We start from the raw sequence: 23,825 nt of genomic DNA on the forward strand, positions 1-23,825 counted from the left end.
TATGCTTCTTTTTTATCCAAAGAGATGCCGGACTACGATCTACGACTCCGTCCGGACGCCTGGGAGATTTTTATACGACACAGCTGTGGGCCTGCCCCCTCCTGACGGCCCCCACTTTTTGTACCCCCTTCGGCAGTACAACACGCTGGCCCCGCTTCGGGCCTACCAAAACCCCGCGGCTGTCGCCGCGCCCCCTTGAGTCAAGGGGGCGCGGCGACAGCCGCGGGGTTTTGGCAGGCCCGAAGCGGGACCCGCGTTTTGTACTGCCGCAGGCGGTACAAAACGTGGGCGCCTTCAGGCGGGCGCAGCCCGACAGAAGGCGGCGGAGCCGGCCGATAAGCCGGGTTCTGTCGTGGACAGTCATTCGTCTAGGCGCCGCGTCACCGCGGCGCTCGAGCAACCTACCCGGATCCAGCGCGGGCCACGCCAATGGATCCCTATTTGGTCTTGCTCCAGGTGGGGTTTGCCGTGCCGGTCCGTTACCGGACTCGCGGTGCGCTCTTACCGCACCATTTCACCCTTACCGGCCCCTCGAAAGGAACGTAGGCGGTATCTTTCTGTTGCACTTTCCGTCGGCTCGCGCCGCCCAGGCGTTACCTGGCACCTTGCCCTATGGAGCCCGGACTTTCCTCGGCACTCTTGCGAGTGACGCGACTGCCTGGCCGACTCCGCCATGCCTATTGTCGCATGTCTGGCCGAGCACCGGCGCAGCCAGAGCGTGTGATGCACGTTGAGACGAGATGCGTGGGCCGTCAGCGGTGCGGAGCGGGTGCTGGGTGGCGCCGGCCTGGGTGGCGACAAGGCAAGCCGCGCGGCGCGCTCCGTGCCGCTGACGGCCAACCCTCCGGGAAGCGCCCTGCGGCGCGCCGAGACCGCGTTGTGCGCCTTGTCTCGACGCGCCACAGGACGCTTCGCACTTACCCAAAGCACATAACACGCTCTAGTCCTGGCGATTGCCGTACAACGCCTTGCGCGGCGCACCGGTGAGCTCGGCGGCCAGCTTGGCCGCCGTGGACGGCGGCAGGTGCTCGACCAGCTTGGCGTAGACGCGGCGACCTTCGGCCAACTGGCCATCACTGGCGTCGGCAACGCCCTGCACCATCACCACGAACTCGCCCTTGCGCTGGTTGGGGTCGGCCTCGACCTGCGCCAGCAAGTCGGCCAGGCTGCCGTCGAGCACGGTCTCGAACAGCTTGGTCAACTCGCGGGCAATCACCGCCGGGCGATCGTCGCCAAACGCCGCGCGCAGGTCGGCCAGCGATTCGACGATGCGGTGCGCCGATTCGTAGAACACCAGGGTGCGGGTTTCCCCGGCCAGATGCGCCAGCCGTTCGCGCCGGGCGGCGGCCTTGGCCGGCAGGAACCCTTCGAAGCCGAAGCGGTCGCTGGGCAGGCCGGCCACGCTGAGGGCGGCGATCGCCGCACAGGGGCCTGGCACCGGACTGACACGGATGCCGGCGGCACGCGCCGCGCGCACCAGCCGAAAGCCCGGATCGCTGACCAGCGGGGTGCCGGCATCGCTGACCAGGGCCAGCGACTCGCCCTCGCGTAGCCGCGCGACGATGCGCTCGGCCATCGCCTCCTCGTTATGGTCGTGCAGGGCCAGCAGTGGTCGTTCGACACCGAAGTGGCTCAGCAGCTGGCGCGTGTGGCGGGTGTCCTCGGCGCAAATAGCGGCCACGCCACGCAGCACCTCCAACGCACGGGTCGATAGGTCGGCCAGGTTGCCGATCGGCGTGGCGACCACGTGCAGGGTTCCAGCAGACGTCATCAGCGGTGTTCCAGGGGCAAAGGGTAGAATCGTAGCGGGTTTCACCGGTCCGCCCCCGCGGCCCCTGTCCAATGGATCTGAAATGAACAAGCGTGTTGCCAGGATCTTCGCCCTCTCCCTGCTGGTCATGCTGGTGGCCGGCTGTGCCACCAGCAGCGTCACCCAGACCGCCTCGCCGACGCCGAGCGCGGCGCTGGCGCTGCTGGATCAGGGCAAGCCACGCGAGGCTGCGCAGCAGCTGGAAGCCGAGGCGGCCAGCGCCAGCGGTGCCCAGCGCAGTCGCCTGCTCGCGGCGGCCGCGTTCGGCTGGCACGATGCCGGCGACGATGCGCGTGCGCGCAACCTGCTGACGCAAGTGGTCCCGCGCCAGCTGGCGGCCGATGAGCGGGCCCGTCTGGGCCTGCTGGAGGGCGAGCTGGCCATCATCGACAAACAGCCGGCCAAAGCGCTGCAGGCACTGGGCGAGGATCCCGCCGGCCTGCCGCCGGCCTTGCAGACGCGCTGGCTGATCGCGCGCGGCACCGCGCTGGAAGCGCACGGCGATCTGTTCGCCGCGGCCGCCGCACGTGCACACGCCGATACCGGCCTGGACGGTGCGCCGCGCAGTGCCAACCAGCGGGTGATCGTGCGCCTGCTGGCGGCACTGGACGACGCCACCCTGAGCAAGCGCACCGCCGCCCTGCCCGCCGGCGATCCGCTGTACAACTTCGCTGGCCGCGCCTTGATCAGCCGCGGGTTGCCACTGCCACGCGCCTTCGAGCGCGATGCACAATGGGGCTTAGATACCAGCAAACGGCCGCCGGCCGAGCGCGATGGCTATCGCCCGCCGGTCAAGCTCGGCGTGCTGCTGCCGCTCAGCGGCGGCCTGGCCACCGCCGCCGCGCCGGTTCGCGACGGCTTGCTGGCCGGCTACTACGCCGAGACCCGCCGGCGTCCGCAGTTGCAGTTCTTCGATACCACCGGCACCCCCGCCGGCGCCAACGCCGCGTACGACAAGGCGGTAGCTGCCGGGGTGGACTATGTGGTCGGCCCGCTCGGCCGCGACGAAGTCAGCGCCCTGTTTGCGCGCGGCCAGCTCGGCGTGCCGGTGCTGGCGTTGAATCGCCCGAGCGACAACAAAGCCCCGCCCGCCGGCAGCGCCGGCTTCTCGCTGGCGCCGGAGGACGACGGCATCATGGCCGCCGAATACCTGTTGTCGCGCGAGCGTCGCAACGTGCTGGTGATCGGCACCAGCGACGACAACGGCAAGCGCACGCTCAAGGCCTTCGGCGACCGCTTCAAGGAGCGCGGCGGCCAGGTGATCGGCAACATCAGCGTGGCCGATATGCCGGGCGACATCAGCGCGCAGCTGCGCACCTTCGGCAACGCCGATGCGGTGTTCCTGGCCGTGCGCGGCGGCACCGCACGCGCACTGGCTCCGCAGCTGGCCTTGACCGGCTTTGCAGGCAAGACGCGGGTGGCCACGCCACAACTGACCGCCGGAACCGGCAAACCCGAAGAGGATATCGCCCTGGACGGCATCGTCTTCCCCAGCGAAACCTGGAGCGCGCTCGGTGTGTCCGGCCTGCCGGCCGCCAGCCAGGTCGCCACCAATCTGCCCAGCGCGCGTGGCCTGGGCACGCGCCTGTTCGCGTTCGGCTATGACGCCTGGAAGATCAGCGCCTACCTGGAAAAACTGGCCACCGGCAGCGATGGCGGCCTGCGCGGCGCCACCGGTGTGCTGCATCTGGACGGCTTCGGCAACGTCCTGCGCACGCCGGCCTGGTCCACCTTCAGCGGTGGCCACGCGGTGCCGATCGCCGACGGCCGCTGACGCCATGCCGGCAGTGCGTCAGCAACGCGGCGCAGCGGTGGAAGCGGCCGCGCGCGCGTTGCTGGAGCAGGCCGGCCTGCGGTGGGTGGCAGGCAACGCCAGCTACCGGGGTGGCGAACTGGATCTGGTGATGCGCGACGGTGCGGCGCTGGTGTTCGTGGAAGTGCGCTACCGGCGCGACACGCGCTTCGGCGGCGGTGCCGCCTCGGTGGATGTGCACAAACGGCGCAAGCTGGTGCTGGCTGCGCAATTGTTCCTGGCCTCCCACCCGGCACTGGCCGCGCTGCCCTGCCGCTTCGATGTCGTCCAGGCCAGCGGCGATCCACCGCAACTGCACTGGATCCGCGACGCGTTCCGCGCCGACGATTGCTGAGGACGCGCGGACGTCGATGCCGACCATCATGACCCACGCCGCCGTGCCGCTGGCGCTTTGGTGCGCCAGCGAACGCGGTCGCCTCTCATCGCGCCTGCTGGCTGCCGGCATCGTGGCGGCGATGCTGCCCGATGCCGATGTGCTGGCATTCGCGCTGCACATTCCTTATGCCGACGCCTTCGGACATCGCGGCGCCAGTCATTCGCTGCTGTTTGCCGGTGTGCTGGGCCTGCTCGGTGCGCTGGCGCATCGCCTGCTGCGTGCCGATGCGCTGCAGGCGGCACTGTGGCTGCTGGTCTGCAGCGCCTCGCATCCGCTGCTGGATGCGATGACCTCCGGCGGCCTGGGCGTGGCGCTGGGCTGGCCGTGGGACCAGACGCGCTGGTTCGCGCCCTGGCGGCCGATCCGGGTCTCGCCACTGGCCTCCGGTTTCTTCAATGCGCGCGGCCTGGAGACACTGCTCTCCGAACTGCGCTGGGTCTGGCTGCCGCTCGCCACCGCCGTGCTGGGATGGAAATGCCTGCAGCGCCCCCCACCACAGGAGCATGTGTCATGAGCGACGTTCTTCCCACCGCGCTGAGCGAGCTGCTGGCGGCGCGACTCGGCAGCGATGGCTGGTTGACCGGCGAGACGGCGCGACGCCGTCATGGCGAAGACGATTCGCGCCGCTGGGCCTTGCCGGCTGCCGTCGCCTTGCCGGGTACGACCGAGGACGTGGTGGCGATCGTGCGGGCTTGCCGCGCGCACGGGGTGCCGATCGTGGCACGTGGCGCCGGCACCGGCACCACCGGTGCGGCAGTCCCGTTCGACGGCGGCGTGGTGCTGTCGCTGGCGCGCATGAATCGCATCGTGGCGCTACGCCCGCAGGATCGCTGCGCAGTGGTGCAACCGGGCGTGCTCAACGACGATCTGCAGCAGGCCTTGCAACCGCATGGACTGTTCTGGCCACCGGACCCGTCCAGCGCGACGCAGTGCAGCGTGGGCGGCAACCTGGCGACCAACGCCGGCGGTCCACGCGCGGTCAAATACGGTGCCACCCGCGACAACGTGCTTGGCCTGGTCGCGGTGACCGGCAGCGGCGATGTCATTCACTGCGGCGGCGCCTACACCAAGAACTCCACCGGCTACGACCTCACCCATCTACTGGTCGGCAGCGAGGGCACGCTGGCGATCATCGTGGAGGCGACCTTGAAGCTGAGCCCGCGCGCGATCGCGCAGGCCGGACTACGGGCGCTGTATCGCGACGCCGCCAGCGCTGCGGCGGCGGTGTCGCGGATCATGGCGCAACCGACCACGCCGACGATGCTGGAATTCCTCGATGCGCGCGCCATCGCGCTGCTGCGCCACAACGGCAGTGACGTGCCGGAGGCCGGCGCGATGCTGCTGATCGAAGCCGATGGCGATGACGACACGCTGCCCTACGCATTGCAGGCCCTGCATGCCGCCGCCGATGGCGAGGGCGTGCTGAGCCTGGACATCGCCGCCGACGGCAGCGCGCGCGACAAACTGTGGGCGGCACGCCGTGCGCTATCGCCGGCCTTGCGCACGATCAAGCCCGGCAAGATCAACGAAGACGTGGTGGTGCCGGTGTCGCGCATCCCCGACCTGGTCGCAGGCGTCGAGGCGTTGGCGGCCGAATACGCGCTGCCGATCGTCAGCTTCGGTCATGCCGGCAATGGCAACCTGCACGTCAACATCATGTACGACCCCGCCGATGCCGACGAAACCGCGCGCGCGCAGGCGGCGCTGCCGCGGCTGTTCGCACTGGTGCTGGCGCTGGAAGGCACCTTGTCGGGCGAACACGGGATCGGCGTGGCCAAGCGCGATTTCATGGCACAGGCCTTCAGTGCGTCGACGCTGGCCGCGATGCGCGCGCTCAAGGCCGCACTGGATCCAGATGGCATTCTCAATCCGGGCAAGGTCTTGCCGCCTGCCGAGGGCTGAGTTTGCCGGCTGATCGTCCTGCGCGCGGAATGGGGTCGCTGACACATCCACGGCGATGACAGAGACGCAAGGGGCATCGCCCACCTCTGGATAGCGCGCGAGTGCGCGCGTCAGCGTGCTACGCCGATAAAGCGCAATCCCACGCCCGGCTCGGTGACGATGTAGTGCGGATCGGCGGCATCGTCGCGCAGCTTCTGCCGTAGCTTGCCCACCAGGATGCGCAAGTAATGCGTGTCCTCTTCATGGGTCGGACCCCAGACTTCGCGCAGCAATTGCGGCTGCGTCACCACTCGGCCGGCATGCTTGAGCAATAGCGCGAGCAAGGCGTATTCCTTGCGGCTCAACGGCACCGGTTCGCCATCCAGGGTGACTTCGCGCAGGCCCAGGTGGATGTGCAGGTGGCCGTCGTCGAACACGCTTTCCTCGACGCTGGTGCCGGCACCGGCCTGGCGCAGCAGCGCGCGGATGCGCGCCATCAGTTCCTGCACACCGAATGGCTTGGTGACGTAGTCGTTGGCACCGGCGTCGAGCGCAGCGACCTTCTCGGTCTCACCGGCGCGCACGGTGAGCATGATCACCGGCACGGTGGACCATTGCCGGATCTCGGCCAACACCTCGTGGCCATCGCGATCGGGCAGGCCGATATCGAGCACCACCAATTCGGCGCCCTGTGCGGCCAACAGCGCCAGCGCCTCCTCGGCCGTCCCGGCCTGGAGCACGCGGTATCCCTGCGCACGCAGGCTGATATCGAGGAAGCGGCGAATCTGCGGCTCATCGTCGACGATCAGCACGCGTGGGGGCGGGATGGCAGTGGCGTCAATCGGCATGGGGTCGGGGCGGCGCGGCGGGAACGAGCAACGGCAGCGTAATGCGGATCGTGGTGCCTTGACCATGCGGCCCCGCCAAGGCCTCCACGCTGCCGCCATGCGCCCCGATCATGCCCTGGCAGATGGTCAGGCCCAGTCCGGTGCCGTGACGGCCGCGATCGCCGCGCTCCACGCTATAGAACATGTCGAAGATGCGCGCACGTTCGTCTTCGGGAATGCCAGGACCACGGTCGCCGATCTCGATCTGCAGCGCCCCGCCCTGCATCATTGCCTGCACGGTCACCGCCTCCTCCGGCGGAGAGAACTTGGCCGCGTTCTCCAGCACATTGAAGATCGCCTGCTCGACCAGCGCCGGATGCACCCAGATCGCCGGCAGCTCGGGCGCCAGCTCCAGCTGCACGCGCACCTGCGGCTGGTAGCGCTGCAGTCGACGGATCGCCGAGCCGAGCAACTCGTCCACGCCGATCCAATCGCGGTTCAAGGTCAGCCCGGTGTGGCCCAGCCGGGTCATGTCGAGCAGGTTCTGGATGTAGCGATCCAAGCGCTCGCCTTCCAGTTGGATGGTATCGAGCAGGCTGCGCCGATCCTGCGCGTCCATCGCATCGCCATAGCTGGCCAGGCTGCTGGCCGAGCCGATCATCGAGGCCAGTGGCGAGCGCAGGTCGTGCGACACCGAGGACAGCAGCGCCGAGCGTAGCCGCTCGGTCTCGCCGCTGACGCGCGCGCCTTCCAGGTCCGCCACCAATCGCGTCCGCAGCGCGGCCTGGCCGATGTCCTCGACCATCGCTTCGGCCAGACGCCGCTGCTCCAGCCCGGGCCGCTGCGCCGACTGCCGGAAGCGCAATGCCGCCACCCCCAGGGTGCCGCGTTCGTGCCGCACTGGCAGGCACCACCAGTGCGCGCCGGCCAGGGTGTCGGTGAAGCGACCGGCTGGCTGGCCGTGCCGCTGGGTCCAGTCGGCGGCATTGCGATCCAGCGCCCCGAAGCTAGCCGGCGCCTCACTCTCGCGCTGCTCCAGTCGCAGCCAGACTTCGGCATCCAGCGCGGTGGCCAGCGCGCGCCGGCCGGCTTCCAGCACCTGGCCCAGGTCCGCCGCCGTGCTGAGCTGACGCCCCAAGGCCTGCAACGCATTGGCATGCCCATTGGCCGCACGCAGCGCCAGCACCTGGCTGCGTAGCCGCGAGGCCAGTCGCCCGGCTACCAAGGCGGCGAGCAGGAACAGACACACGGTCACCAAGCCCTGGCGTGCACTGATGTACAGGGTGAAACGCGGCTCGATGAAGAAGAAGTTGTAGGCCAAAAAACTCAGCAGCGCGGCGATGAACGCCGCCGCCATGCGGGTGCGCGAGGCCACCAGCACGACCGCCACGATGAACACCATCGACAGGTCTTCGATGTCGGTCCAGCGCTGCAGCAGCCAAGCCACGCCCACCGCACCGGCCGCGGAGACCGCCGCATAGACCAGGTCATAGCGCTGCAGCCACTTGCCTGGATTGCGCCAGCGCTGGCGTGCGCGGGCGCGCGCATCGGCAGAACTGACGATGACCAGTTCGTAATGGGCACCCCGCTGCAACAGTTGCTGGGTCAGGGTGCGATTGAACATGCGCGCCAGCGGCCGCTCGCGGGTGCGGCCGAGCAACAGGGTGGAAACACCGTTCTGCGAGGCGAAGTCCAGCAATGCCTGGGCGACATTGGTTCCATGCAACAAGGCAGTCTCTCCGCCGAGCCGACGTGCCAAGGCAAAGGCGCGATCGATTTCTAGTTGCCAGGCAGCATCGGCCACGGTCTGGGTCTGCACGGTGACCACCGTCCAGGGCGCATCGCGGCGCTCGGACAGCCGCCGCGCCACCCGCACCAGATAGTCGGAGCTGCCGCGTCCATCGATGGCCACCACCACCCGCCGCCGCAGTGCCGTGGTACCGGGCAATCCGCGCGCGGTCTGGGTGTCGCGCAAGTCGCTGTCGACGCGATCGGCGGCGGTCTGCATCGCCAACTCGCGCAGCGCGGTCAGGTTCGACGGCGAGAAGAACGCCTGCAACGCCTGGCTGGCCTGCTCGGGCAGATACACCTTGCCCTGCTGCAGGCGCTCGATCAGTTCGCGCGGCGGCAGGTCCACCAGCACGATGTCGCGCAGGCGGTCGAACACCGCATCCGGCACCGTCTCGGACACGCGCACACCGGTAATGCGCAGCACGATGTCGTTGAGGCTCTCCAGGTGCTGAATGTTGACCGTGGTGTAGACGTCGATGCCGGCATCGAGCAACTCGACGATATCCTGCCAGCGCCGCTCGTGCCGGCTGCCGGGCACGTTGCGATGGGCCAGCTCGTCGATCAGGCTCAACTGCGGTTTGCGCGCCAGCACCGCATCCAGGTCCAGCTCTTCCAGCGCGCGTCCCTGGTAGTTGACGCGCTTGCGCGGCAGCAGCGGCAGCCCGTCGAGCAGCGCGGCGGTTTCGCTGCGTCCGTGCGTTTCGACGATGCCAGCCACCACATCCACGCCCTGGCGCAAGCGCTCGCGCGCGCGCGACAGCATGGCGTAAGTCTTGCCCACACCAGGCGCCGCACCCAGAAATACCGTCAGCCGCCCGCCGTGTTCGCGCTGGAGTTCGCCGATCAGGGCATCGGCTTGTTGGGTGCGGGCGTCAGGCATCGAGGCGTTGGCGGTGGAGATGAGGGGACGGCGAGGCGGCGGTCCCGGGTGCTCGGGACCCGGGACCCGGGACCCGGGACCCGGGACCCGGGACCAGCAAGAGCCTACCGCGCAATGCGGTCGGTGACGGGTTTGGCGTTAGCGTTTCCCGGCCTCATCCGCATCCAGCGCCAGGTTCAGCGCCAGCACATTGATCCGCGGCTGCCCCAGCAAGCCGTATTGCGGGGCTTCGGTCGCCGCCTGCACCAGCGCGGCGACCCGCTGCTCGGGCCAACCGCGCGCCGCAGCCACCCGGCGGATCTGCACTTGTACGCCGGCCGGACTCAGGTGCGGATCCAGCCCGCTACCGGATTGGGTCAGCAGTTCCGTGGGCACCGCCGCCGGATCGATGCCATCGCGTGCCGCCACGTCCTTGCGGGCAGCGTCGATGCGTGCGATCAGCTCAGGATTGGAACGCGCCTGGTTGCTGCCAGACGCTGCGGTCGGATCGTACTTGGCCGCCGACGGGCGCGGCTGGAAGTAGCGCGCTGCGGCGAATGGCTGCGCCACCAGCGCCGAGCCGACCACCCGCTGCTGCACGCGCAGCAGCGAGCCGGTCGCCTGGCTGGGGTACAAGGCGCCGGCCAAGCCGGTGGCCAGCAGGCTGTAGATCAGCCCTACCCCAAGCAGCGTAAACACGGCCAGGCCCAAGGATGCCCGCAGGACACCGCCATCACGCAGAGGAAGCACGGAAGACATGGAAGAAGAATCGCTAGAAGTAGTCATGAGTCAGGCCCCCAACACGGCGACCAACGCCAGGTCGATCAGCTTGATCGCGACGAACGGCAGCAGCACGCCGCCCACGCCATAGATCAACATGTTCCGCCGTAGCAGCGAGGTCGCACTCGATGGACGAAAGCGCACGCCGCGCAGTGCCAACGGAATCAGTGCCGGGATGATCAGCGCATTGAAGATCAGCGCGGCCAGCACCGCATGCCGCGGGCTGGACAGCTGCATGATGTTGAGCGCCGCCATCGAGGGGATGGCCGCGGCAAACAACGCCGGCAGGATCGCGAAATACTTGGATACGTCGTTGGCCAGCGAGAAAGTCGTCAGCGCGCCGCGGGTGATCAGCTGCTGCTTGCCGACTTCCACCACCGACAGCAGCTTGGCCGGATCCGAGTCCAGGTCGACCATGTTGCCCGCTTCCTTGGCGGCCTGGGTCCCGGAATTCATCGCCAGGCCGACATCGGCCTGCGCCAACGCCGGCGCATCGTTGGTGCCGTCGCCGACCATCGCCACCAGGCGGCCACCGGCCTGCTCGGCGCGGATCCGCGCCAGCTTGTCCTCTGGCCTTGCCTGGGCGATGTAGTCGTCCACGCCGGCTTCCGCCGCGATGGCAGCCGCCGTGAGCGGGTTATCGCCGGTGATCATCACCGTCTTGATGCCCATCGCACGCAGCTGGGCGAACTTTTCCTTGATGCCCTGCTTGACCACGTCGCTGAGCTCGACCACGCCGAGCACATGCCGGCCTTCGGCCACCACCAGCGGGGTGGCGCCACCGCGTGCGACTTCCTCGATGCGCCCCTGCAATTCCGGCGACACCGTGGCGCCCTGCGCCTGCACGTGGGCGACAATGGCATCGCCGGCCCCCTTGCGGATGCTGCGCCCGCCCATGTCCACGCCGGACATGCGGGTCTGCGCGGTGAAGGCCACGAAGTGGGCGCCGTCCGGCTCCACCACCACCGCACCCTGCTGGCGTGCCAGCTTGACGATGGATTTGCCTTCCGGCGTCGGATCGGCCAGCGAGGCCAGCATCGCCGCATCGCGCAACTGGGCGCGGTCGACGCCGGCCAGCGGATGGAAGGCGGTGGCCTGGCGATCGCCATACGTGATGGTGCCGGTCTTGTCGAGCAACAGCACGTCCACGTCGCCGGCCACTTCCACCGCCTTGCCGGACTTGGCCAGCACGTTGGCCGACAACGCCCGGTTCATGCCGGCGATACCGATCGCCGGCAACAGGCCGCCGATGGTGGTCGGGATCAGGCAGACCAGCAACGCGATCAGCAGCAGCGGGTCCAGCGTGACACCGACGAATCCGGCGATCGCCGGCAGCGAGGCCACCACGATCAGGAAGGTCAGCGTCATTGCCGCCAGCAACAGGGTCAGGGCGATTTCGTTGGGGGTCTTCTGCCGGTTGGCGCCTTCCACCAGCGCGATCATGCGATCGAGGAAGCTGTGGCCGGGTTCGGCGGTGACCTTGAACACGATCTCGTCGGACAGCACGCGGGTGCCGCCGATCACGCCGCTGCGGTCGGTGCCGGCCTCGCGCAGCACCGGCGCCGATTCGCCGGTCACCGCTGCCTCGTTGATGGTGGCCAGACCACGCACGATTTCACCGTCGGCAGGAATGAACTCGCCTTCGGACACCATCACGTAGTCGCCCGGCTTCAATTCGGCCGCCGGAATCCGCGTCTCGCGGCCGCCGAGCGCGGTTTCCACCCGCCGCGCCACCAGGTCCTTGCGCGCCCGCCGCAACGACGCCGCCTGGCCACGGCCGCGGGCCTCGGCCACCGCTTCGGCGAAGTTGCCGAACAGCACGGTGACTAACAGGATCGCGGTCACCGCCCAGCCGAAGCCGGCATTGGACTCGCCGCTGGCGCTGATCACCGCCGCCAGCAAGGTACCGCCCATCACCACCGCCATCACCGGGCTGCGCAGCAGATGCCGCGGCGCCAACTTGACGAAGGCCGCGCGCATTGCCGCGGCGAGGATCGCGCCGTCGAACAGCGCAGCGTCGGCGCGCTCGCGTTTTTCAGTCACAGGAATCGTAGACATCGTTCAGAACTCTCAGGACGCCGCCAGGGCGAGGTGTTCGGCAATCGGGCCCAGCACCAGTGCCGGCATGAACTGCAGCACGGTCAGCACGAGCACGATGGCGATCACGGTCAGCGAAAAAGTCGGGGTTTCGATCTGCAGGCTGCCGGCAGACTCGGGCGCGCGGCGCTTGACGGCCATCCGCGCGGCGACCATCAGCGGCAGGATCAGCGCCGGATAACGGCCTAGCGCCAACACCACCGAGCAACTGAGGTTCCACCAATACGTGGCATCGCCCAGCCCCTCGAATCCCGAACCGTTGTTGGCGAACGCCGAGGTGTACTCGTAGAACACCTGGCTGATGCCGTGGAAGCCCGGATTGGAATTGGCGGTGAACTGCGGCAGCGCCAGCGCAGCAGCCGTGAAGCCCAACACGACCAGCGGCTGCAGCAAGATCAGCAGCGCCAGCAATTGCACTTCGCGCGCTTCGATCTTGCGCCCGAACAGCTCTGGCGTGCGTCCGGTCATCAGGCCGGCCAGGAACACGCTCAGCAGCAGGTAGACCACGAACTGCTGCAAGCCGCAGCCGACGCCGCCCCAGATGGCGTTGATCAGCATGTCCACCATGGCCACCAGGCCACTCAGCGGACTGAGCGAATCGTGCATCGCGTTGACCGAGCCGTTGGAGGTCTGCGTGGTCAGCGCGGCCCACAAGGCCGAGGCATCGGCGCCGATCCGCACTTCCTTGCCTTCCATCAGTGCCGGCGAAGCCGCACTGGCCGAATGCCCCTCGGCCCACAGCATGACCGCGGTGGACGCCGCCGACATCGCCAGCATGGTGCCGAACACCAGCGCGGTCAGCCGTTTGCGTCCGGTCAGATAGCCGACCATGAACACCACGCTGATCGGCAGCAGCACGATCGCCAGGGTTTCCAGCAGATTGCTCAGCGGGGTGGGATTTTCCAGCGCCACCGCGCTATTGGGGCCATACCAGCCGCCGCCGTTGGTTCCCAGCTGCTTGACCGCAACCATCGCCGCCACCGGCCCAACCGGAATGGTCTGATGCGCCATGCCGGCGCTGGCATCCACCGGCGTGGCGCTGGTTGCGCCTTGCATGGTGGAAGGCACGCCCTGCCAGGCCAGCAGCACCGTCCACAACAGGCACAAGGGCAGCAACACCCGCACGCTGGCACGAATCACGTCGGCCCAGTAATTGCCCACGTCCGCCTCGGGCAGGGCGTCCAGTGCGGCACCGGACTGAGGCCGTGGCTGCTGCGTCGCCGCCGGTTCCACCTCGTCAGAACCGGCCAGCGCTGGCCGGGCACTCGCCGACAAGGCGCTGCGTCCACCGAACAGCGCGCGCAAGGTCGCCACCGCCAACGCCAGTCCCATCATTGGCGTGACCACCTGCAGACCGACGATGCCGGTCATCTGCGACAGATAGGACAGCTGCGCCTGACCGGAGTAGTGCTGCTGATTGGTGTTGGTCACGAAAGACACCATCGTATGCAGCGCGGTATCCCAACGCAGGTTGGGAATGGCATCGGGATTGAACGGCAACCAGGCCTGGGTCATGAACACCAGCCAGGTCAGCACGCCGACCACCAGGTTGCTGACCAGGAAGGCCGCCGCATACCCGCGCCAGGACATGCCTTGCTGGGGACGCGTCCCCAGCAGCGCGTACAACGGCCGTTCGATCCAGCCGAACACGGCATCGCAGCGCATCGGCGCACCGCGCATCACCGCGGCCAGATAGCGGCCCAGGGGCCACGCCAGCACGATCGCCAGCGTGTAGACAAGAAAGGTTTCAATCATTGGAGCGCACTCGCATCAGAAGTCTTCGGGCCGCAGCACCACGTACAGCAGGTACGCAGCGGCCACGAGCACGGCCACGCCGCACAACCAGGACAACCAGGAAGACATGGCGGCTACTCTCCGCAGGGGGCGCGCAGCGGCGCCGGGATGAGCGAGCGCACCGGCACCGTGGCCGTGGCCTGTGCGCAACGCGTTGCCGCACCGTGCGCAGGGCGCCGATGGGGCAGGCAGATCAGGTGATGCATCGGAATGGTCCACGGCGGAACCCCTCCGCCAGTGCGCGCAGTGTCTTCCTGCGTTGCGTAAAGTCGCTATCGACCTGCTGGCGGCGCCGCGTAAAGTCCGCATAAACATCGCGCGGCGACCCACGCTGCGTTCATGCAGCCAGCGCCGTCACTGCGGAGACCTTCAAGCGCGCGTCATGTACACGCCCCCGGCTTGAGAGGACTCACGTGCCAACGCCCCAGACGGGCCGTCGCGCCGGTGCTGCTCACCGTTTGCACGACGCCGCTTCCGCTCGACCTAGGCGGCCGCCCTGCCGCCAGGATCCCGCGAGAGGCGCGCGTCCGCGCCCTGCAGCCGGTTCGACCCAGGACGCAGATCGCGCCGATCGATGCGCGTGCGGACGCCAGCCGCTTACCGCAGCGGCACGTCCAGCACCGAAGGCATGGCAACCGGCGATGTCAACGTCACCGTGCCGCCGCCGTCGCTGATGCTGCTATAGCGCGCATCGCGGGTGTCGATCACCAGCACCAGCCGCTGCCCGGCAGGAATGTCGGCTGCGGCGGCCTGCAATGGCCACGTCAGCGTCACCGGCTTGCCAGGCGTGGTGTCGCGCAACGAATACGGCGCATGGGTGATCAGTTGCGCCACGCCCAATGCATCCATCCGATACAGATACGCGAACAGGCTGACATTGGACTGACTGGGCACCACCGTCACCCGCAACGAAGGACTCCCCGCAAGGCGTCGCGCGCTGCTCGACGGCGCCCCGACCCAGACTGCAGCGCCGGCGCGGTTCACTAGCGGGATCGAGGTGGTCACCGGCACCCCAATGCCTTGCAACAGGCCGCTGACCAATACCACGCCCGAGTCGGCCAGCGTCGGCACAGCGGTCGCGATGCGCGACTGCCAACCGGTGGCGGTGGTACCCAGCAGACCACCAGTCGGGCTGAGCACACCGCTCGGTGCGGACAGGCCCAGGCGCGTGCTGCCCTGCTGCACTGCTGCCCAATCGGGATAACCGATCCATTGCCCGGCACCTGGCGACAACCGCACCGGGGCCTCGCTGTCCACGCCGTTGCGCTGCTGCTTCAGATAGCGGTCGAACCAGCGCGTGGTCGCGGTGTAGATCTCATTGGGCAGGCCGAGCGCGCCAGGCAGCTCGGCGGTGGCGTGGTCGCCCTGGCTGAGCAGCAGTTGCTTGGGACCTTGCAGTTGGTTGAAGAAGGCAATGGCCTGGTTGGGCGGGAACAAGCCATCGTTGAACGCATTGCCTAGCAAGACAGCGGTACCGCGCGCATTGAGCGCAGCCACGTCGGTGGCTGGACTGCGCGAGGCCGCGTTGGGCAGAAAGCCCTGCACCGCGCCGTCGTAGTCGCCGCGGGCCACCCGCGCACCGATCTGCGCCAGGTCCGGTCCCGGCCGCCCGGTGAGCGCACCGGCGCCGACCAGCAAGCCGACGCCTTGCTGGCTGACGGTGCGGTTGGCGTAGAGCGACGCCTGCAGATCGGCCCAGCCGCTGAGCGCGGCCACTGCCTTGATGCGCGGGTCGCGCTCGGCCGCCAACAGGCTGATGCCCGCTCCGTAGGAGATACCCGATGCGCCGATCGCATTGGGATCAGCCGGCGTCTTGGCCAATGCCCAATCGATCACCGCGCTGACGTCCTCGACCGTATCCGGCCCGGCGATATCGATCTGCCCGGCCGAATCCCAGAAGCCACGCGCGGTGTAGCTGACGACGACATAGCCATCGCTGGCCAGCTCGGTGGCGCGGCCGAGATATTCCAGGTTCGACAGCGACCAGCTGGCCGGCATCACGATCAACGGAAACGGCCCATTGCCCTGCCCCTGCGGGACCAGCACCAGCGCGCCCAGTTGGGTGCCATCCCAGCCGGGAATGCGCTCGTAACTCTGACGGTAGGCCCCGGCCATTGCCGAGGCCGAGGACAGCAGCAACGCCAGGGAGGCGATACCTGCGAACCAACGCTTGCTCATTCTGCTCACTCCACGCGAAGGCTGGACCGGGATGACCCAGCGGCAGTTACAGCGGCATCCAGCGGTCGTCGGGGGAGACGTCAGCGCCAACGTACCAAACGGTACGGTACGGATTCAAGTCGCGTCCGCTTGCATGCGTCAGAGTCGGCTCAGGTCTCGCGGTTACACCCTGCACTGGGCCCAGCGTCTGCCTTACGTCGAAGCGATGCCGTGGCGTCAGCCGACGAAGTGCTGGTAGCCGCGTTGCGCTGGCTGCCAGGGACTGCCAGCGGCATCCAGGACCACGACGCCGGGCGCAGCGACGATGCGGCCGATGCGCGTGGCCGCGACCTCGGTGCCTTGCAAGGCCTGCAGCACTGCCTGCCGCTGCGTCGCTGGCGCGGTGAAGCACAGCTCGTAGTCGTCACCACCGCCCAGTTGCCAGTCGCGCACCTGCTGCGGGCTGGCGAGCTCGCCATGCGCCATCGGCGGCAGCGCCTGCAGCGACAGCGCGGCGCCCACCCCACTGCGCTCGCACAGATGACCGAGGTCGGCCAGCACGCCGTCGGAGATATCCACGCACGCGTGGGCGATGCCACGCAGGCGCAGGCCTGCCGCCACCCGCGGCTGCGGACGCAGCAAACGGGCGCGCCAGTGTTCCAGCAACGGCAGGGTCGCCGGGCGACTGACGTCCAGGCGACCGGCCTGCCACAGCGCCAGTGCTGCGGCGGCCTCGCCCGGCGTCCCCGTCACCCAGACATCGTCGCCGGGCCGGGCACCGTCCCGGCGTAACGCCAGTCCCGGCGGCACGCTGCCGATTGCGGTGAGGGCGCAGGACAGCGGGCCGCGGGTGGTATCCCCCCCGACCAGGGCGATGTCATGCGCATCGGCCAGGGCGAAAAAGCCATCGGCAAAGGCATCCACCCAGCCGGCGTCGTCCTGCGGCAGCGACAGCGACAGCGTGCACCAGCGCGGCTGTGCGCCCATGGCGGCCAGGTCGGACAGATTGACCGCCAACACCTTCCAGCCCAGGTCTTCGGCCGGCGTTTCCTGTGGGAAATGCACGCCGACATTGAGCGTGTCGGCGGTGATGGCCAATTGCTCGCCATCCGACGGCTGCAGCAGCGCCGCATCGTCGCCGATCCCCAACGGCACGTCGGCGCGCGCGGCGATGCGGGCGCGCAGACGGGCAATCAGATCAAATTCGGGCATTGGCAGGGCCGAAACAGGGAACGGGTGAGTCCGGATGCGTCACGGCGCTTCTGCAGGAACGGGCGACTCGGCCGACCGCGGGTCCCGCTGCCGAATCCCGCAGCGCTCAGGCGCCGCTGCCCGACTCGAGCTTGCGCCATTCCACCGCGGCGCGATCCAGCACGCCGTTGACGTAGGTGTGGCCATGTTCGGAGCCGAAGCGCTTGGCGGTTTCGATCGCTTCGTTGATCACCACGCGGTACGGCACGTCCTGCCGGTACAGCAGTTCGTAGGCGGCCAGGCGCAGCACTGCGCGCTCGATCGCGTCGACGTCTTCCACGCCACGGTCCAGATACGGCGTCAGCGCGGTATCCAGTTCGCCGCGATGGGCCAGGACGCCTTCGACCAGATTCTCGAAATAGGCCAGGTCGGCAACTTCGTGCGCCTGCTCGTGGGCGAACTGGGCGATCACCTGCTTGGCGAAACCGCCGGAGATCTGCCAGGCATACACCGCCTGCAGCGCACGTCGGCGCGCGCGCGAACGCAACACCGGATCGATGCCATCGCGGCGGCCATGACGGTGCGAACCGCTGGGCTTGTTCATGGCAGCAGCTCCATCAGGTTGACCATTTCCAGCGCCGCCAGGGCGCATTCCTCGCCCTTGTTGCCATGGCTACCGCCCGCGCGCGCTTCGGCGTCTTCCACCCGCTCCACCGCCAGCACGCCGTTGAGCACCGGCACGCCGGTCTGCAACTGCACGCTCATCAGGCCCTCGGCGCAGAGGTCGGCGACGTGTTCGTAGTGACGGGTATCGCCACGGATCACGCAACCCAGCGCGATGACGGCGGCGTGCTGTCCCCCCTGGGCCACGCGGTTGGCAGCCATCGGGATTTCCCAGGCGCCCGGCACGCGGACCACGTCGATGGCGTCCTCGGCGATGCCGTTGCCGGCCAGGCTCTGGCGCGCGCCGGCGACCAGCACATCGGTGATGCGGGCATTCCAGCGGCTGGCAACGATGGCAAAGCGCGCGGTGGTGGGGCGGAGATCGCCTTCGTAGTGGGTCATGTGGATCGACAACGCGAGGGGGCAGCAAGTTTAACAGCAGCCGGGGGCCATCCTGGCCGGCTGGGATGGCGCGGCCGGGTCCGTGAGACAGACCCCGGCCGCGACCCAGCGAGGACTAGGGCGAGGTCACCGGCGCCACGGCGCGCGCGCCCTGGCCCGGATGGCATTCCAGGAATTCCACCACTTCCAGGCCGAAGCCGGCCAGGCCGACCTGGCGACGCGGCGTTCCCAGCACGCGCAACTTGCCCAGACCGAGCTCGGCCAGGATCTGCGCGCCGGCGCCGTTGCGCCGCCACTGGCTGACGTCCTTGGCGTTGGCAGCCAGTTCCGGCTGCTGACGCAGCCGGGCCAACAGCGCCTCGCTGTCGCGTGGAGCCGACAGCACCACCATCACGCCCTGCCCTTCGGCGGCGATCGCGCGCAGCGCATCGGTGGCCGCCACACCAAAATCCTCGCGCTGCCAGTGCAGCAGATCGGCCAGCGGGTTCTCCACCTGCACGCGTACCAACGTTGGCGTGACCGGATCGGGCTGGCCACGCACCAGTGCGAAGTGCAGGTCATGGGCGATACGGTCGCGGTAGGTGACCAGCTCGAACGGGCCGAACTCGGTGTCGATGGCGCGTGCGTCCACGCGCTCGACGGTGTGCTCGTTGGCCAGGCGATAGGCGATCAGATCGGCGATCGAGCCGATCTTCAAGCCATGTTCGCGCGCGAACACCTCCAATTGCGGCCGCCGCGCCATGCTGCCGTCCGGATTGAGCACCTCCACCAGCACGCCGGCTGGCTCCAGCCCGGCCAGCATCGGCAGATCGCTGGCCGCCTCGGTGTGGCCGGCGCGGGTCAGCACGCCGCCGGGCTGGGCGATCAGCGGAAAGATGTGGCCCGGCTGACTGAGATCCTGCGGCTTGGCATCTGGCCGCACCGCAGTCCGCACGGTATGCGCACGGTCGTAGGCGGAAATGCCGGTGGTCACGCCCTCGGCCGCCTCGATGCTGACAGTGAAGTTGGTCTGGAACTGCGCGGTGTTGTTGCGCACCATTGGTGCCAACCCGAGCTGCGTGCAACGCTCGCGGGTCAGCGACAGGCACACCAGTCCGCGCGCATGGGTGACCATGAAATTGATGTCCGACGGCTTGACCAGCTCGGCGGCCATGATGAGATCGCCCTCGTTCTCGCGATCCTCGTCGTCGACGATGACCACCATGCGGCCGGCGCGCACTTCCTCCAGCAGTTCGGGGATCGGGGCAAACTTCATGCCTCACCTCGCGCGCCGAGCAGGCGTTCGACATAGCGTGCGACCAGGTCGATCTCCAGGTTCACTGCCGCACCGACCGCAGTCTGCGCAAACGCAGTGTGGGCCACGGTATGCGGAATCAACGCGACCTCGAAACCGTCTGCGTCCACGGCATTGACGGTCAGGCTGACGCCATCCACGCAGATCGACCCCTTCTTGGCCACGTAGCGCAGCACCGCGGCCGGCGCACGGAAACGCCAACGTTGCGCACGCGCATCCTCATGCACCGCCTCGACCTGGCCCAGGCCATCGACATGACCGCTGACCAGGTGCCCACCGAGGCGATCGGTCGGGCGCATGGCGCGCTCCAGGTTGAGCAGCGCGCCTTCCGGCAGCTGACCCAGCGTGGTCAAGGCCAGCGTCTCGGTGGAGGCATCGGCCTGAAAACGATCGGCGTCGAACGCGATCACGGTCAGGCAGACGCCATTGACCGCGATGCTCTCCCCCAACTGGACCTGCGCGAACGGCAGGCTGCCGACGGCAAAGGTAAAGCGGATATCGCCGCCTTGCGGCTGGCGGGCGAGCAGGCGGCCCACGCCCTCGATGATGCCGGTGAACATCAGCGCACCTCCGCTGGGCGGATGCCGCGATGGCCCAAGCAAGAGGGAGAAGCCGGCGTGCGACGCGGCGTTTGGAACAGGTTGGACATTCGTCGTTTCTCGCAATAAGGAAGCGAAAAACGCCACAAGGCAAACAGGCACGCGCGCAGCCGCAAGGGCTGCGCAGGGGCCGTCTTCTTTCATCCGGACTATACCGTCGGCTCCGGCATCGCACCGGATCTGCTGACCTTGCACACGCGCCGGCAGCAACAGCCAGGCCGGAACATGCGCAAGCGCTCGCGGGCTCGCCCGCTTGCGCAGGCCTACCGCCGGTGGGGAATCGCACCCCGCCCTGAAGACGTTCGTGGTTGCCGGCAAACCGGCGTAGGCAGTCTACAGGACACCATCGCGCCCCTCCGGCCCGGAGCGAGGCGATGGATGGAATGCTGCGTCATGTCGGGAAACTCCCCACAGCCAGCATTGTGAAGATAATGTTAAGCTAGCGAACGCGACGGGGAGACGTCGCCTTTCCGCCCTGCAATGGGGCGGGGACATGGACATCTAATCGAGAGAGAGACCACCAATGCGTAACACCCTGATTCTGGCTGCCCTGCTGGCTGCCGCACCGTTTGCCGCATCGGCCGAAGGCCTGAGCTACAGCTACGTTGAAGGCGGCTGGAACCGGACCGACTTCAACGTCAATGACGACAACGAGGGCATCAACGGCGGCTACCTGCGCGGTTCCTGGCAGATCGCCCAGCCGATCTACGTCTTCGCTGGCTACCAGCGCGCCACCAAGGACTACAACCTCGGCAGCGGTTTCACGATCGACGGCACCCTGACGCAGACCAACCTCGGCATCGGCTACCGCCAGGAAATGACCGAGCGCGTCGAGTTCATCGCCGACCTCAGCGTGCTGCGTACCAAGGTCGACGCCGATCTGCGCCAGCGCGGTCGCTCGCTGGGCAGCAGCTCCGACTCCACCACCCTGGGCTGGGCCAACCTGGGCCTGCGTGGCAAGCCCTCGCCGCGCACCGAAGCCTGGGTCAAGGCCGGCTACATCGACGGCAATGACGTGGACAAGGGCGAGTTCGTCGGCACGCTGGGCGGCCAGGTGAACTTCACCCACACCTGGGGTCTGGTCGGCGAAGTGCAGTTGATCGACAACGCCAACCAGTACCGCGTCGGCGTCCGCGCCAGCTTCTAATCGCGACGTCTGGCGTGATCCAGAAGGCCCCGCAATGCGGGGCCTTCTGCGTTTTGCACGTGGATGGCTGTCGTGCAACAAACGCTTGCGCCACGGCAGGCCATTGTGCGCGACACGCTTGCACGACGACGGCGTTGCGACCCAGCAGCCGGGCGCGCACGCACGCCGCGGCTACCGCGCGACGGAGGCGACCGGCATGTAGCGCAATCGCAGGTCCTGCTCTAACTGCCGCGTCTCCACCAGTTGCAGCGGATAACGCTGCGCCATCGTCTCGATGCCAAGCCCGGCCAGCAACGGCCTGGCGGTGTCGCCCAACAGCACCGGCGCCAGGTAGACCAGCAGTTCGTCGACCAGTCCGGCCTGCAGCAATGCGCCGCTCAGTGTCGCCCCCGCTTCCACGTGCAGCTCGTTGATGCCGCGCTCGGCCAGCAACTGCAACACCGTCGGCAGCGCAAAGCGTCCGTCCTGCAACGGCACGCCGATAAACTCCGCATCGTCGTGCGCCGGCGGCATCAGCGCATCGTCGTGCAGGTACAACGTGGGCGCGTCGCCCGCACGGATATTGCCGCGCGCCAGCGTGCGCAACCCGGCGTCGAGCACCACCCGCAGCGGCGGCTGCACCGGAGTATCCTCGTCCAGGCGCACCGTCATCGACGGATCGTCGGCCAGCACGGTTCCCGCACCGGTCAGGATGGCGCTGGCGCGTGCACGCCAGTGCTGCACGTCGGCCCGCGCAGCCGGTCCAGTGATCCATTTCGACTCGCCACTGGCCAGGGCCGTACGGCCATCCAGGCTCGCGCCCAGCTTCACCCGCACCCACGGCCGGCCACGCTGCACCCGTGACAGGAAGCCTTGATTGAGCGTGCGCGCCTGCGCTTCCATCACGCCGCTAAGAACGTCGATGCCGGCTTCGCGCAGCAATGCGAAACCACCGCCGTTGACCTGCGGGAACGGGTCGGCCATCGCAGCCACCACCCGGCGTACGCCGGCCTCGATCAACGCCAACGCGCAGGGAGGCGTGCGGCCATAGTGCGCGCAGGGTTCCAGGGTGACGTAGGCCGTGGCGCCGCGTGCGCGCTCACCGGCGGCGCGCAGCGCAAACACCTCTGCGTGCGGACCGCCGGCGCGTTGGTGATAGCCGTCGCCCACGCACACGCCATCGTGCACGATCACGCAGCCGACCATCGGATTGGGTCGTGTGGTGTAGGCGCCAAGTTCGGCCAGGCGCAAGGCCTGCGCCATCCATCGATGATCGTCAGCGGTTGCGTTCATGCGTTGCGCGCTCCTGGCGCGATCGCCATCACCACCACCGGCATCGGCCCCAGCAGTAGGGTGGTCTGGGTGTGCCAACCCAGCCGCTGGTAAAACGGCTGCAGGGCAGGAAGACAATACAGATGCAGCAGGCGCAGGCCCTCGCACGCAGCCACTTGCACGCAGTGCGCGACCAGGCCGGCACCGATACCCCGCCCGCGTGCCTGTGGCCGCACGTACAACGACGCCAGCCGCGGTGCCGATGGCACAGCCTCGTCGGCGTCGAGCAGACTCACCGATCCCAGCCACTGCGAGGACGCAAGTGCGACCCAGGTGGACGGCAATCGGTCGTCGAGCGTGTGGGCGTGGAGTTCAGCGATGGCGGCCTGCTGCGACCACTCCGGCGCCAGGCCGCCAAACGCGCGACGATGGGCGCGCGCGATCGCCGGCAGGTATTCGCTCGCCTCGGCCAGGTGGGCGATGCGCATGCGCTCAGCGCTTGCCGGGCTTGCCGGCGCGCTCCAGCGCTGCCTCCAGCAGCGGCAACTGCTCGCTACCGACCGGCAGCTCGCGTTCGAGCTTTTCGATCTCCTCGCGGAAATCGGCCACGTCCTGAAAACTGCGGTACACCGATGCGAAGCGCACATAGCCGACATGGTCGAGCTTGCGCAGCTCGGCCATCACATATTCGCCCACCCGCAGCGAACCGACCTCGCGTTCGCCGGACATGCGCAGTTGATGCACCACCGAGCGCACCGCCGCTTCGATCTGTTCTTCGGCCACCGGCCGCTTCTGCAAGGCGCGATCGAAACTGGTGCGCAGCTTGCGGGCATCGAACGCCTCGCGCCCGCCATCGCTCTTGACCACGGTCGGCAGCTTGAGTTCGATCGTTTCCAAGGTGCTGAAGCGCTCGCCGCAGGCCTCGCACTCGCGCCGACGACGGATCGTGGTGCCGTCTTCGGAGACGCGCGAATCGATCACGCGAGTGTCGTTGTGCTGGCAGAACGGGCAGTGCATCAGTAGAGCCGGGACCCGGCAAAAAGCACACAGAACGCCAGCGGCGACGCTGGACGTGCATCGGCCGGAATCCCCG

General features: G+C 68.3%; 21 protein-coding genes, 1 other RNA gene and 1 riboswitch. Of the genes, 5 read left to right on the plus strand and 17 right to left on the minus strand.

Annotation, left to right across the window (positions count from 1 at the left end; genetic code table 11):
• Positions 1–320 precede the first annotated feature (320 nt).
• Both rnpB and rsmI read right to left on the minus strand, forming a co-directional pair.
• Positions 321–670: RNase P RNA component class A (gene rnpB, locus CKY51_RS15190), an RNA gene on the minus strand.
• Positions 671–940: 270 nt separating this feature from the next.
• Positions 941–1,771 (minus strand): 16S rRNA (cytidine(1402)-2'-O)-methyltransferase, encoded by an 831-nt coding sequence (gene rsmI / locus CKY51_RS15200; RefSeq protein ID WP_022971019.1) that lies wholly within the window; start codon positions 1,769–1,771, stop codon positions 941–943.
• 82 nt (positions 1,772–1,853) lie between these two features.
• On the opposite strand from rsmI, the gene CKY51_RS15205 reads away from it, so the two are divergent.
• The 4 genes from CKY51_RS15205 to CKY51_RS15220 are packed head-to-tail and all read left to right on the plus strand — an operon-like array spanning position 1,854 to position 5,901.
• Complete coding sequence (locus CKY51_RS15205; protein ID WP_022971018.1) at positions 1,854–3,584, plus strand: penicillin-binding protein activator; 1,731 nt, start codon at positions 1,854–1,856, stop codon at positions 3,582–3,584.
• Between the two features lie 4 nt (positions 3,585–3,588).
• Positions 3,589–3,957, plus strand: coding sequence for a YraN family protein (locus tag CKY51_RS15210; RefSeq protein ID WP_022971017.1), 369 nt, complete (start codon positions 3,589–3,591; stop codon positions 3,955–3,957).
• A gap of 16 nt (positions 3,958–3,973) precedes the next feature.
• Positions 3,974–4,513 (plus strand): metal-dependent hydrolase, encoded by a 540-nt coding sequence (locus CKY51_RS15215; RefSeq protein WP_022971016.1) that lies wholly within the window; start codon positions 3,974–3,976, stop codon positions 4,511–4,513.
• The gene (locus CKY51_RS15220; RefSeq protein ID WP_022971015.1) at positions 4,510–5,901 is read left to right on the plus strand and encodes an FAD-binding oxidoreductase; all 1,392 of its coding nucleotides are present in this window, start codon (positions 4,510–4,512) and stop codon (positions 5,899–5,901) included. Before CKY51_RS15215 ends, CKY51_RS15220 begins: the two co-directional genes overlap by 4 nt.
• 110 nt (positions 5,902–6,011) lie before the next feature.
• Here CKY51_RS15220 and CKY51_RS15225 read toward each other — a convergent pair whose 3' ends face one another.
• The 12 genes from CKY51_RS15225 to CKY51_RS15280 all read right to left on the minus strand — a co-directional run bounded on the left by CKY51_RS15225 (position 6,012) and on the right by CKY51_RS15280 (position 20,295).
• On the minus strand, positions 6,012–6,728 hold the full coding sequence (locus tag CKY51_RS15225; RefSeq protein ID WP_031338604.1) for a response regulator: 717 nt from the start codon (positions 6,726–6,728) through the stop codon (positions 6,012–6,014).
• Positions 6,718–9,378 (minus strand): sensor histidine kinase, encoded by a 2,661-nt coding sequence (locus tag CKY51_RS15230; protein WP_022971013.1) that lies wholly within the window; start codon positions 9,376–9,378, stop codon positions 6,718–6,720. The genes CKY51_RS15225 and CKY51_RS15230 overlap by 11 nt, the downstream gene beginning before the upstream one ends.
• A 138-nt stretch (positions 9,379–9,516) precedes the next feature.
• Positions 9,517–10,116, minus strand: a complete 600-nt coding sequence (gene kdpC, locus CKY51_RS15235) for a potassium-transporting ATPase subunit KdpC (RefSeq protein WP_022971012.1) — start codon at positions 10,114–10,116, stop codon at positions 9,517–9,519.
• Between the two features lie 30 nt (positions 10,117–10,146).
• Positions 10,147–12,195: a potassium-transporting ATPase subunit KdpB gene (gene kdpB / locus CKY51_RS15240; RefSeq protein WP_022971011.1), complete on the minus strand. Its 2,049-nt coding sequence runs from the start codon at positions 12,193–12,195 to the stop codon at positions 10,147–10,149.
• Positions 12,196–12,207: 12 nt separating this feature from the next.
• Entirely contained in the window at positions 12,208–13,989 is a 1,782-nt protein-coding gene (kdpA, locus tag CKY51_RS15245; RefSeq protein ID WP_022971010.1) for a potassium-transporting ATPase subunit KdpA, read from the minus strand.
• Between the two features lie 15 nt (positions 13,990–14,004).
• On the minus strand, positions 14,005–14,097 hold the full coding sequence (locus CKY51_RS15250; protein WP_031338601.1) for a potassium-transporting ATPase subunit F: 93 nt from the start codon (positions 14,095–14,097) through the stop codon (positions 14,005–14,007).
• A gap of 528 nt (positions 14,098–14,625) precedes the next feature.
• Positions 14,626–16,206: a CocE/NonD family hydrolase gene (locus CKY51_RS15255; RefSeq protein WP_022971008.1), complete on the minus strand. Its 1,581-nt coding sequence runs from the start codon at positions 16,204–16,206 to the stop codon at positions 14,626–14,628.
• A 216-nt stretch (positions 16,207–16,422) separates the two neighbouring features.
• Positions 16,423–17,397, minus strand: a complete 975-nt coding sequence (gene thiL, locus CKY51_RS15260) for a thiamine-phosphate kinase (protein WP_022971007.1) — start codon at positions 17,395–17,397, stop codon at positions 16,423–16,425.
• A 106-nt stretch (positions 17,398–17,503) separates the two neighbouring features.
• Complete coding sequence (gene nusB, locus CKY51_RS15265; RefSeq protein ID WP_022971006.1) at positions 17,504–17,980, minus strand: transcription antitermination factor NusB; 477 nt, start codon at positions 17,978–17,980, stop codon at positions 17,504–17,506.
• Positions 17,977–18,441 carry a 6,7-dimethyl-8-ribityllumazine synthase gene (gene ribH / locus CKY51_RS15270; protein ID WP_022971005.1) on the minus strand — a complete coding sequence of 155 codons (465 nt, stop codon included), beginning with the start codon at positions 18,439–18,441 and terminating at the stop codon, positions 17,977–17,979. The genes nusB and ribH overlap by 4 nt, the downstream gene beginning before the upstream one ends.
• A gap of 115 nt (positions 18,442–18,556) precedes the next feature.
• Positions 18,557–19,696, minus strand: coding sequence for a 3,4-dihydroxy-2-butanone-4-phosphate synthase (gene ribB, locus CKY51_RS15275; RefSeq protein ID WP_022971004.1), 1,140 nt, complete (start codon positions 19,694–19,696; stop codon positions 18,557–18,559).
• Complete coding sequence (locus CKY51_RS15280; protein WP_022971003.1) at positions 19,693–20,295, minus strand: riboflavin synthase; 603 nt, start codon at positions 20,293–20,295, stop codon at positions 19,693–19,695. Before CKY51_RS15280 ends, ribB begins: the two co-directional genes overlap by 4 nt.
• A gap of 167 nt (positions 20,296–20,462) precedes the next feature.
• A riboswitch (FMN riboswitch) is annotated at positions 20,463–20,638 on the minus strand.
• 219 nt (positions 20,639–20,857) lie between these two features.
• Between CKY51_RS15280 and CKY51_RS15285 the strand changes: the two genes are divergently transcribed.
• The gene (locus CKY51_RS15285; RefSeq protein WP_022971002.1) at positions 20,858–21,481 is read left to right on the plus strand and encodes a hypothetical protein; all 624 of its coding nucleotides are present in this window, start codon (positions 20,858–20,860) and stop codon (positions 21,479–21,481) included.
• A 171-nt stretch (positions 21,482–21,652) separates the two neighbouring features.
• Here CKY51_RS15285 and ribD read toward each other — a convergent pair whose 3' ends face one another.
• Genes ribD through nrdR form a run of 3 tightly spaced genes read right to left on the minus strand, consistent with a single transcriptional unit; the run spans position 21,653 to position 23,749 of the window.
• Entirely contained in the window at positions 21,653–22,753 is a 1,101-nt protein-coding gene (gene ribD / locus CKY51_RS15290; protein WP_022971001.1) for a bifunctional diaminohydroxyphosphoribosylaminopyrimidine deaminase/5-amino-6-(5-phosphoribosylamino)uracil reductase RibD, read from the minus strand.
• Complete coding sequence (locus tag CKY51_RS15295) at positions 22,750–23,220, minus strand: GNAT family N-acetyltransferase (RefSeq protein ID WP_022971000.1); 471 nt, start codon at positions 23,218–23,220, stop codon at positions 22,750–22,752. Before CKY51_RS15295 ends, ribD begins: the two co-directional genes overlap by 4 nt.
• 4 nt (positions 23,221–23,224) lie before the next feature.
• On the minus strand, positions 23,225–23,749 hold the full coding sequence (gene nrdR / locus CKY51_RS15300) for a transcriptional regulator NrdR (protein WP_022970999.1): 525 nt from the start codon (positions 23,747–23,749) through the stop codon (positions 23,225–23,227).
• Positions 23,750–23,825 lie beyond the last annotated feature (76 nt).

It is taken from the genome of Xanthomonas maliensis (genome assembly GCF_009192945.1).
Taxonomy (GTDB): Bacteria; Pseudomonadota; Gammaproteobacteria; order Xanthomonadales; family Xanthomonadaceae; genus Xanthomonas; species Xanthomonas maliensis.

Excerpts from the sequence above, each read along its gene's own strand:
- rsmI (WP_022971019.1), bottom strand. The coding sequence starts at position 1,771 with ATGACGTCTGCTGGAACCCTGCACGTGGTCGCCACGCCGATCGGCAAC.
- CKY51_RS15205 (WP_022971018.1), top strand. The coding sequence starts at position 1,854 with ATGAACAAGCGTGTTGCCAGGATCTTCGCCCTCTCCCTGCTGGTCATG.
- CKY51_RS15210 (WP_022971017.1), top strand. The coding sequence starts at position 3,589 with ATGCCGGCAGTGCGTCAGCAACGCGGCGCAGCGGTGGAAGCGGCCGCG.
- CKY51_RS15215 (WP_022971016.1), top strand. The coding sequence starts at position 3,974 with ATGCCGACCATCATGACCCACGCCGCCGTGCCGCTGGCGCTTTGGTGC.
- CKY51_RS15220 (WP_022971015.1), top strand. The coding sequence starts at position 4,510 with ATGAGCGACGTTCTTCCCACCGCGCTGAGCGAGCTGCTGGCGGCGCGA.
- CKY51_RS15225 (WP_031338604.1), bottom strand. The coding sequence starts at position 6,728 with ATGCCGATTGACGCCACTGCCATCCCGCCCCCACGCGTGCTGATCGTC.
- CKY51_RS15230 (WP_022971013.1), bottom strand. The coding sequence starts at position 9,378 with ATGCCTGACGCCCGCACCCAACAAGCCGATGCCCTGATCGGCGAACTC.
- kdpC (WP_022971012.1), bottom strand. The coding sequence starts at position 10,116 with ATGTCTTCCGTGCTTCCTCTGCGTGATGGCGGTGTCCTGCGGGCATCC.
- kdpB (WP_022971011.1), bottom strand. The coding sequence starts at position 12,195 with ATGTCTACGATTCCTGTGACTGAAAAACGCGAGCGCGCCGACGCTGCG.
- kdpA (WP_022971010.1), bottom strand. The coding sequence starts at position 13,989 with ATGATTGAAACCTTTCTTGTCTACACGCTGGCGATCGTGCTGGCGTGG.
- CKY51_RS15250 (WP_031338601.1), bottom strand. The coding sequence starts at position 14,097 with ATGTCTTCCTGGTTGTCCTGGTTGTGCGGCGTGGCCGTGCTCGTGGCC.
- CKY51_RS15255 (WP_022971008.1), bottom strand. The coding sequence starts at position 16,206 with ATGAGCAAGCGTTGGTTCGCAGGTATCGCCTCCCTGGCGTTGCTGCTG.
- thiL (WP_022971007.1), bottom strand. The coding sequence starts at position 17,397 with ATGCCCGAATTTGATCTGATTGCCCGTCTGCGCGCCCGCATCGCCGCG.
- nusB (WP_022971006.1), bottom strand. The coding sequence starts at position 17,980 with ATGAACAAGCCCAGCGGTTCGCACCGTCATGGCCGCCGCGATGGCATC.
- ribH (WP_022971005.1), bottom strand. The coding sequence starts at position 18,441 with ATGACCCACTACGAAGGCGATCTCCGCCCCACCACCGCGCGCTTTGCC.
- ribB (WP_022971004.1), bottom strand. The coding sequence starts at position 19,696 with ATGAAGTTTGCCCCGATCCCCGAACTGCTGGAGGAAGTGCGCGCCGGC.
- CKY51_RS15280 (WP_022971003.1), bottom strand. The coding sequence starts at position 20,295 with ATGTTCACCGGCATCATCGAGGGCGTGGGCCGCCTGCTCGCCCGCCAG.
- CKY51_RS15285 (WP_022971002.1), top strand. The coding sequence starts at position 20,858 with ATGCGTAACACCCTGATTCTGGCTGCCCTGCTGGCTGCCGCACCGTTT.
- ribD (WP_022971001.1), bottom strand. The coding sequence starts at position 22,753 with ATGAACGCAACCGCTGACGATCATCGATGGATGGCGCAGGCCTTGCGC.
- CKY51_RS15295 (WP_022971000.1), bottom strand. The coding sequence starts at position 23,220 with ATGCGCATCGCCCACCTGGCCGAGGCGAGCGAATACCTGCCGGCGATC.
- nrdR (WP_022970999.1), bottom strand. The coding sequence starts at position 23,749 with ATGCACTGCCCGTTCTGCCAGCACAACGACACTCGCGTGATCGATTCG.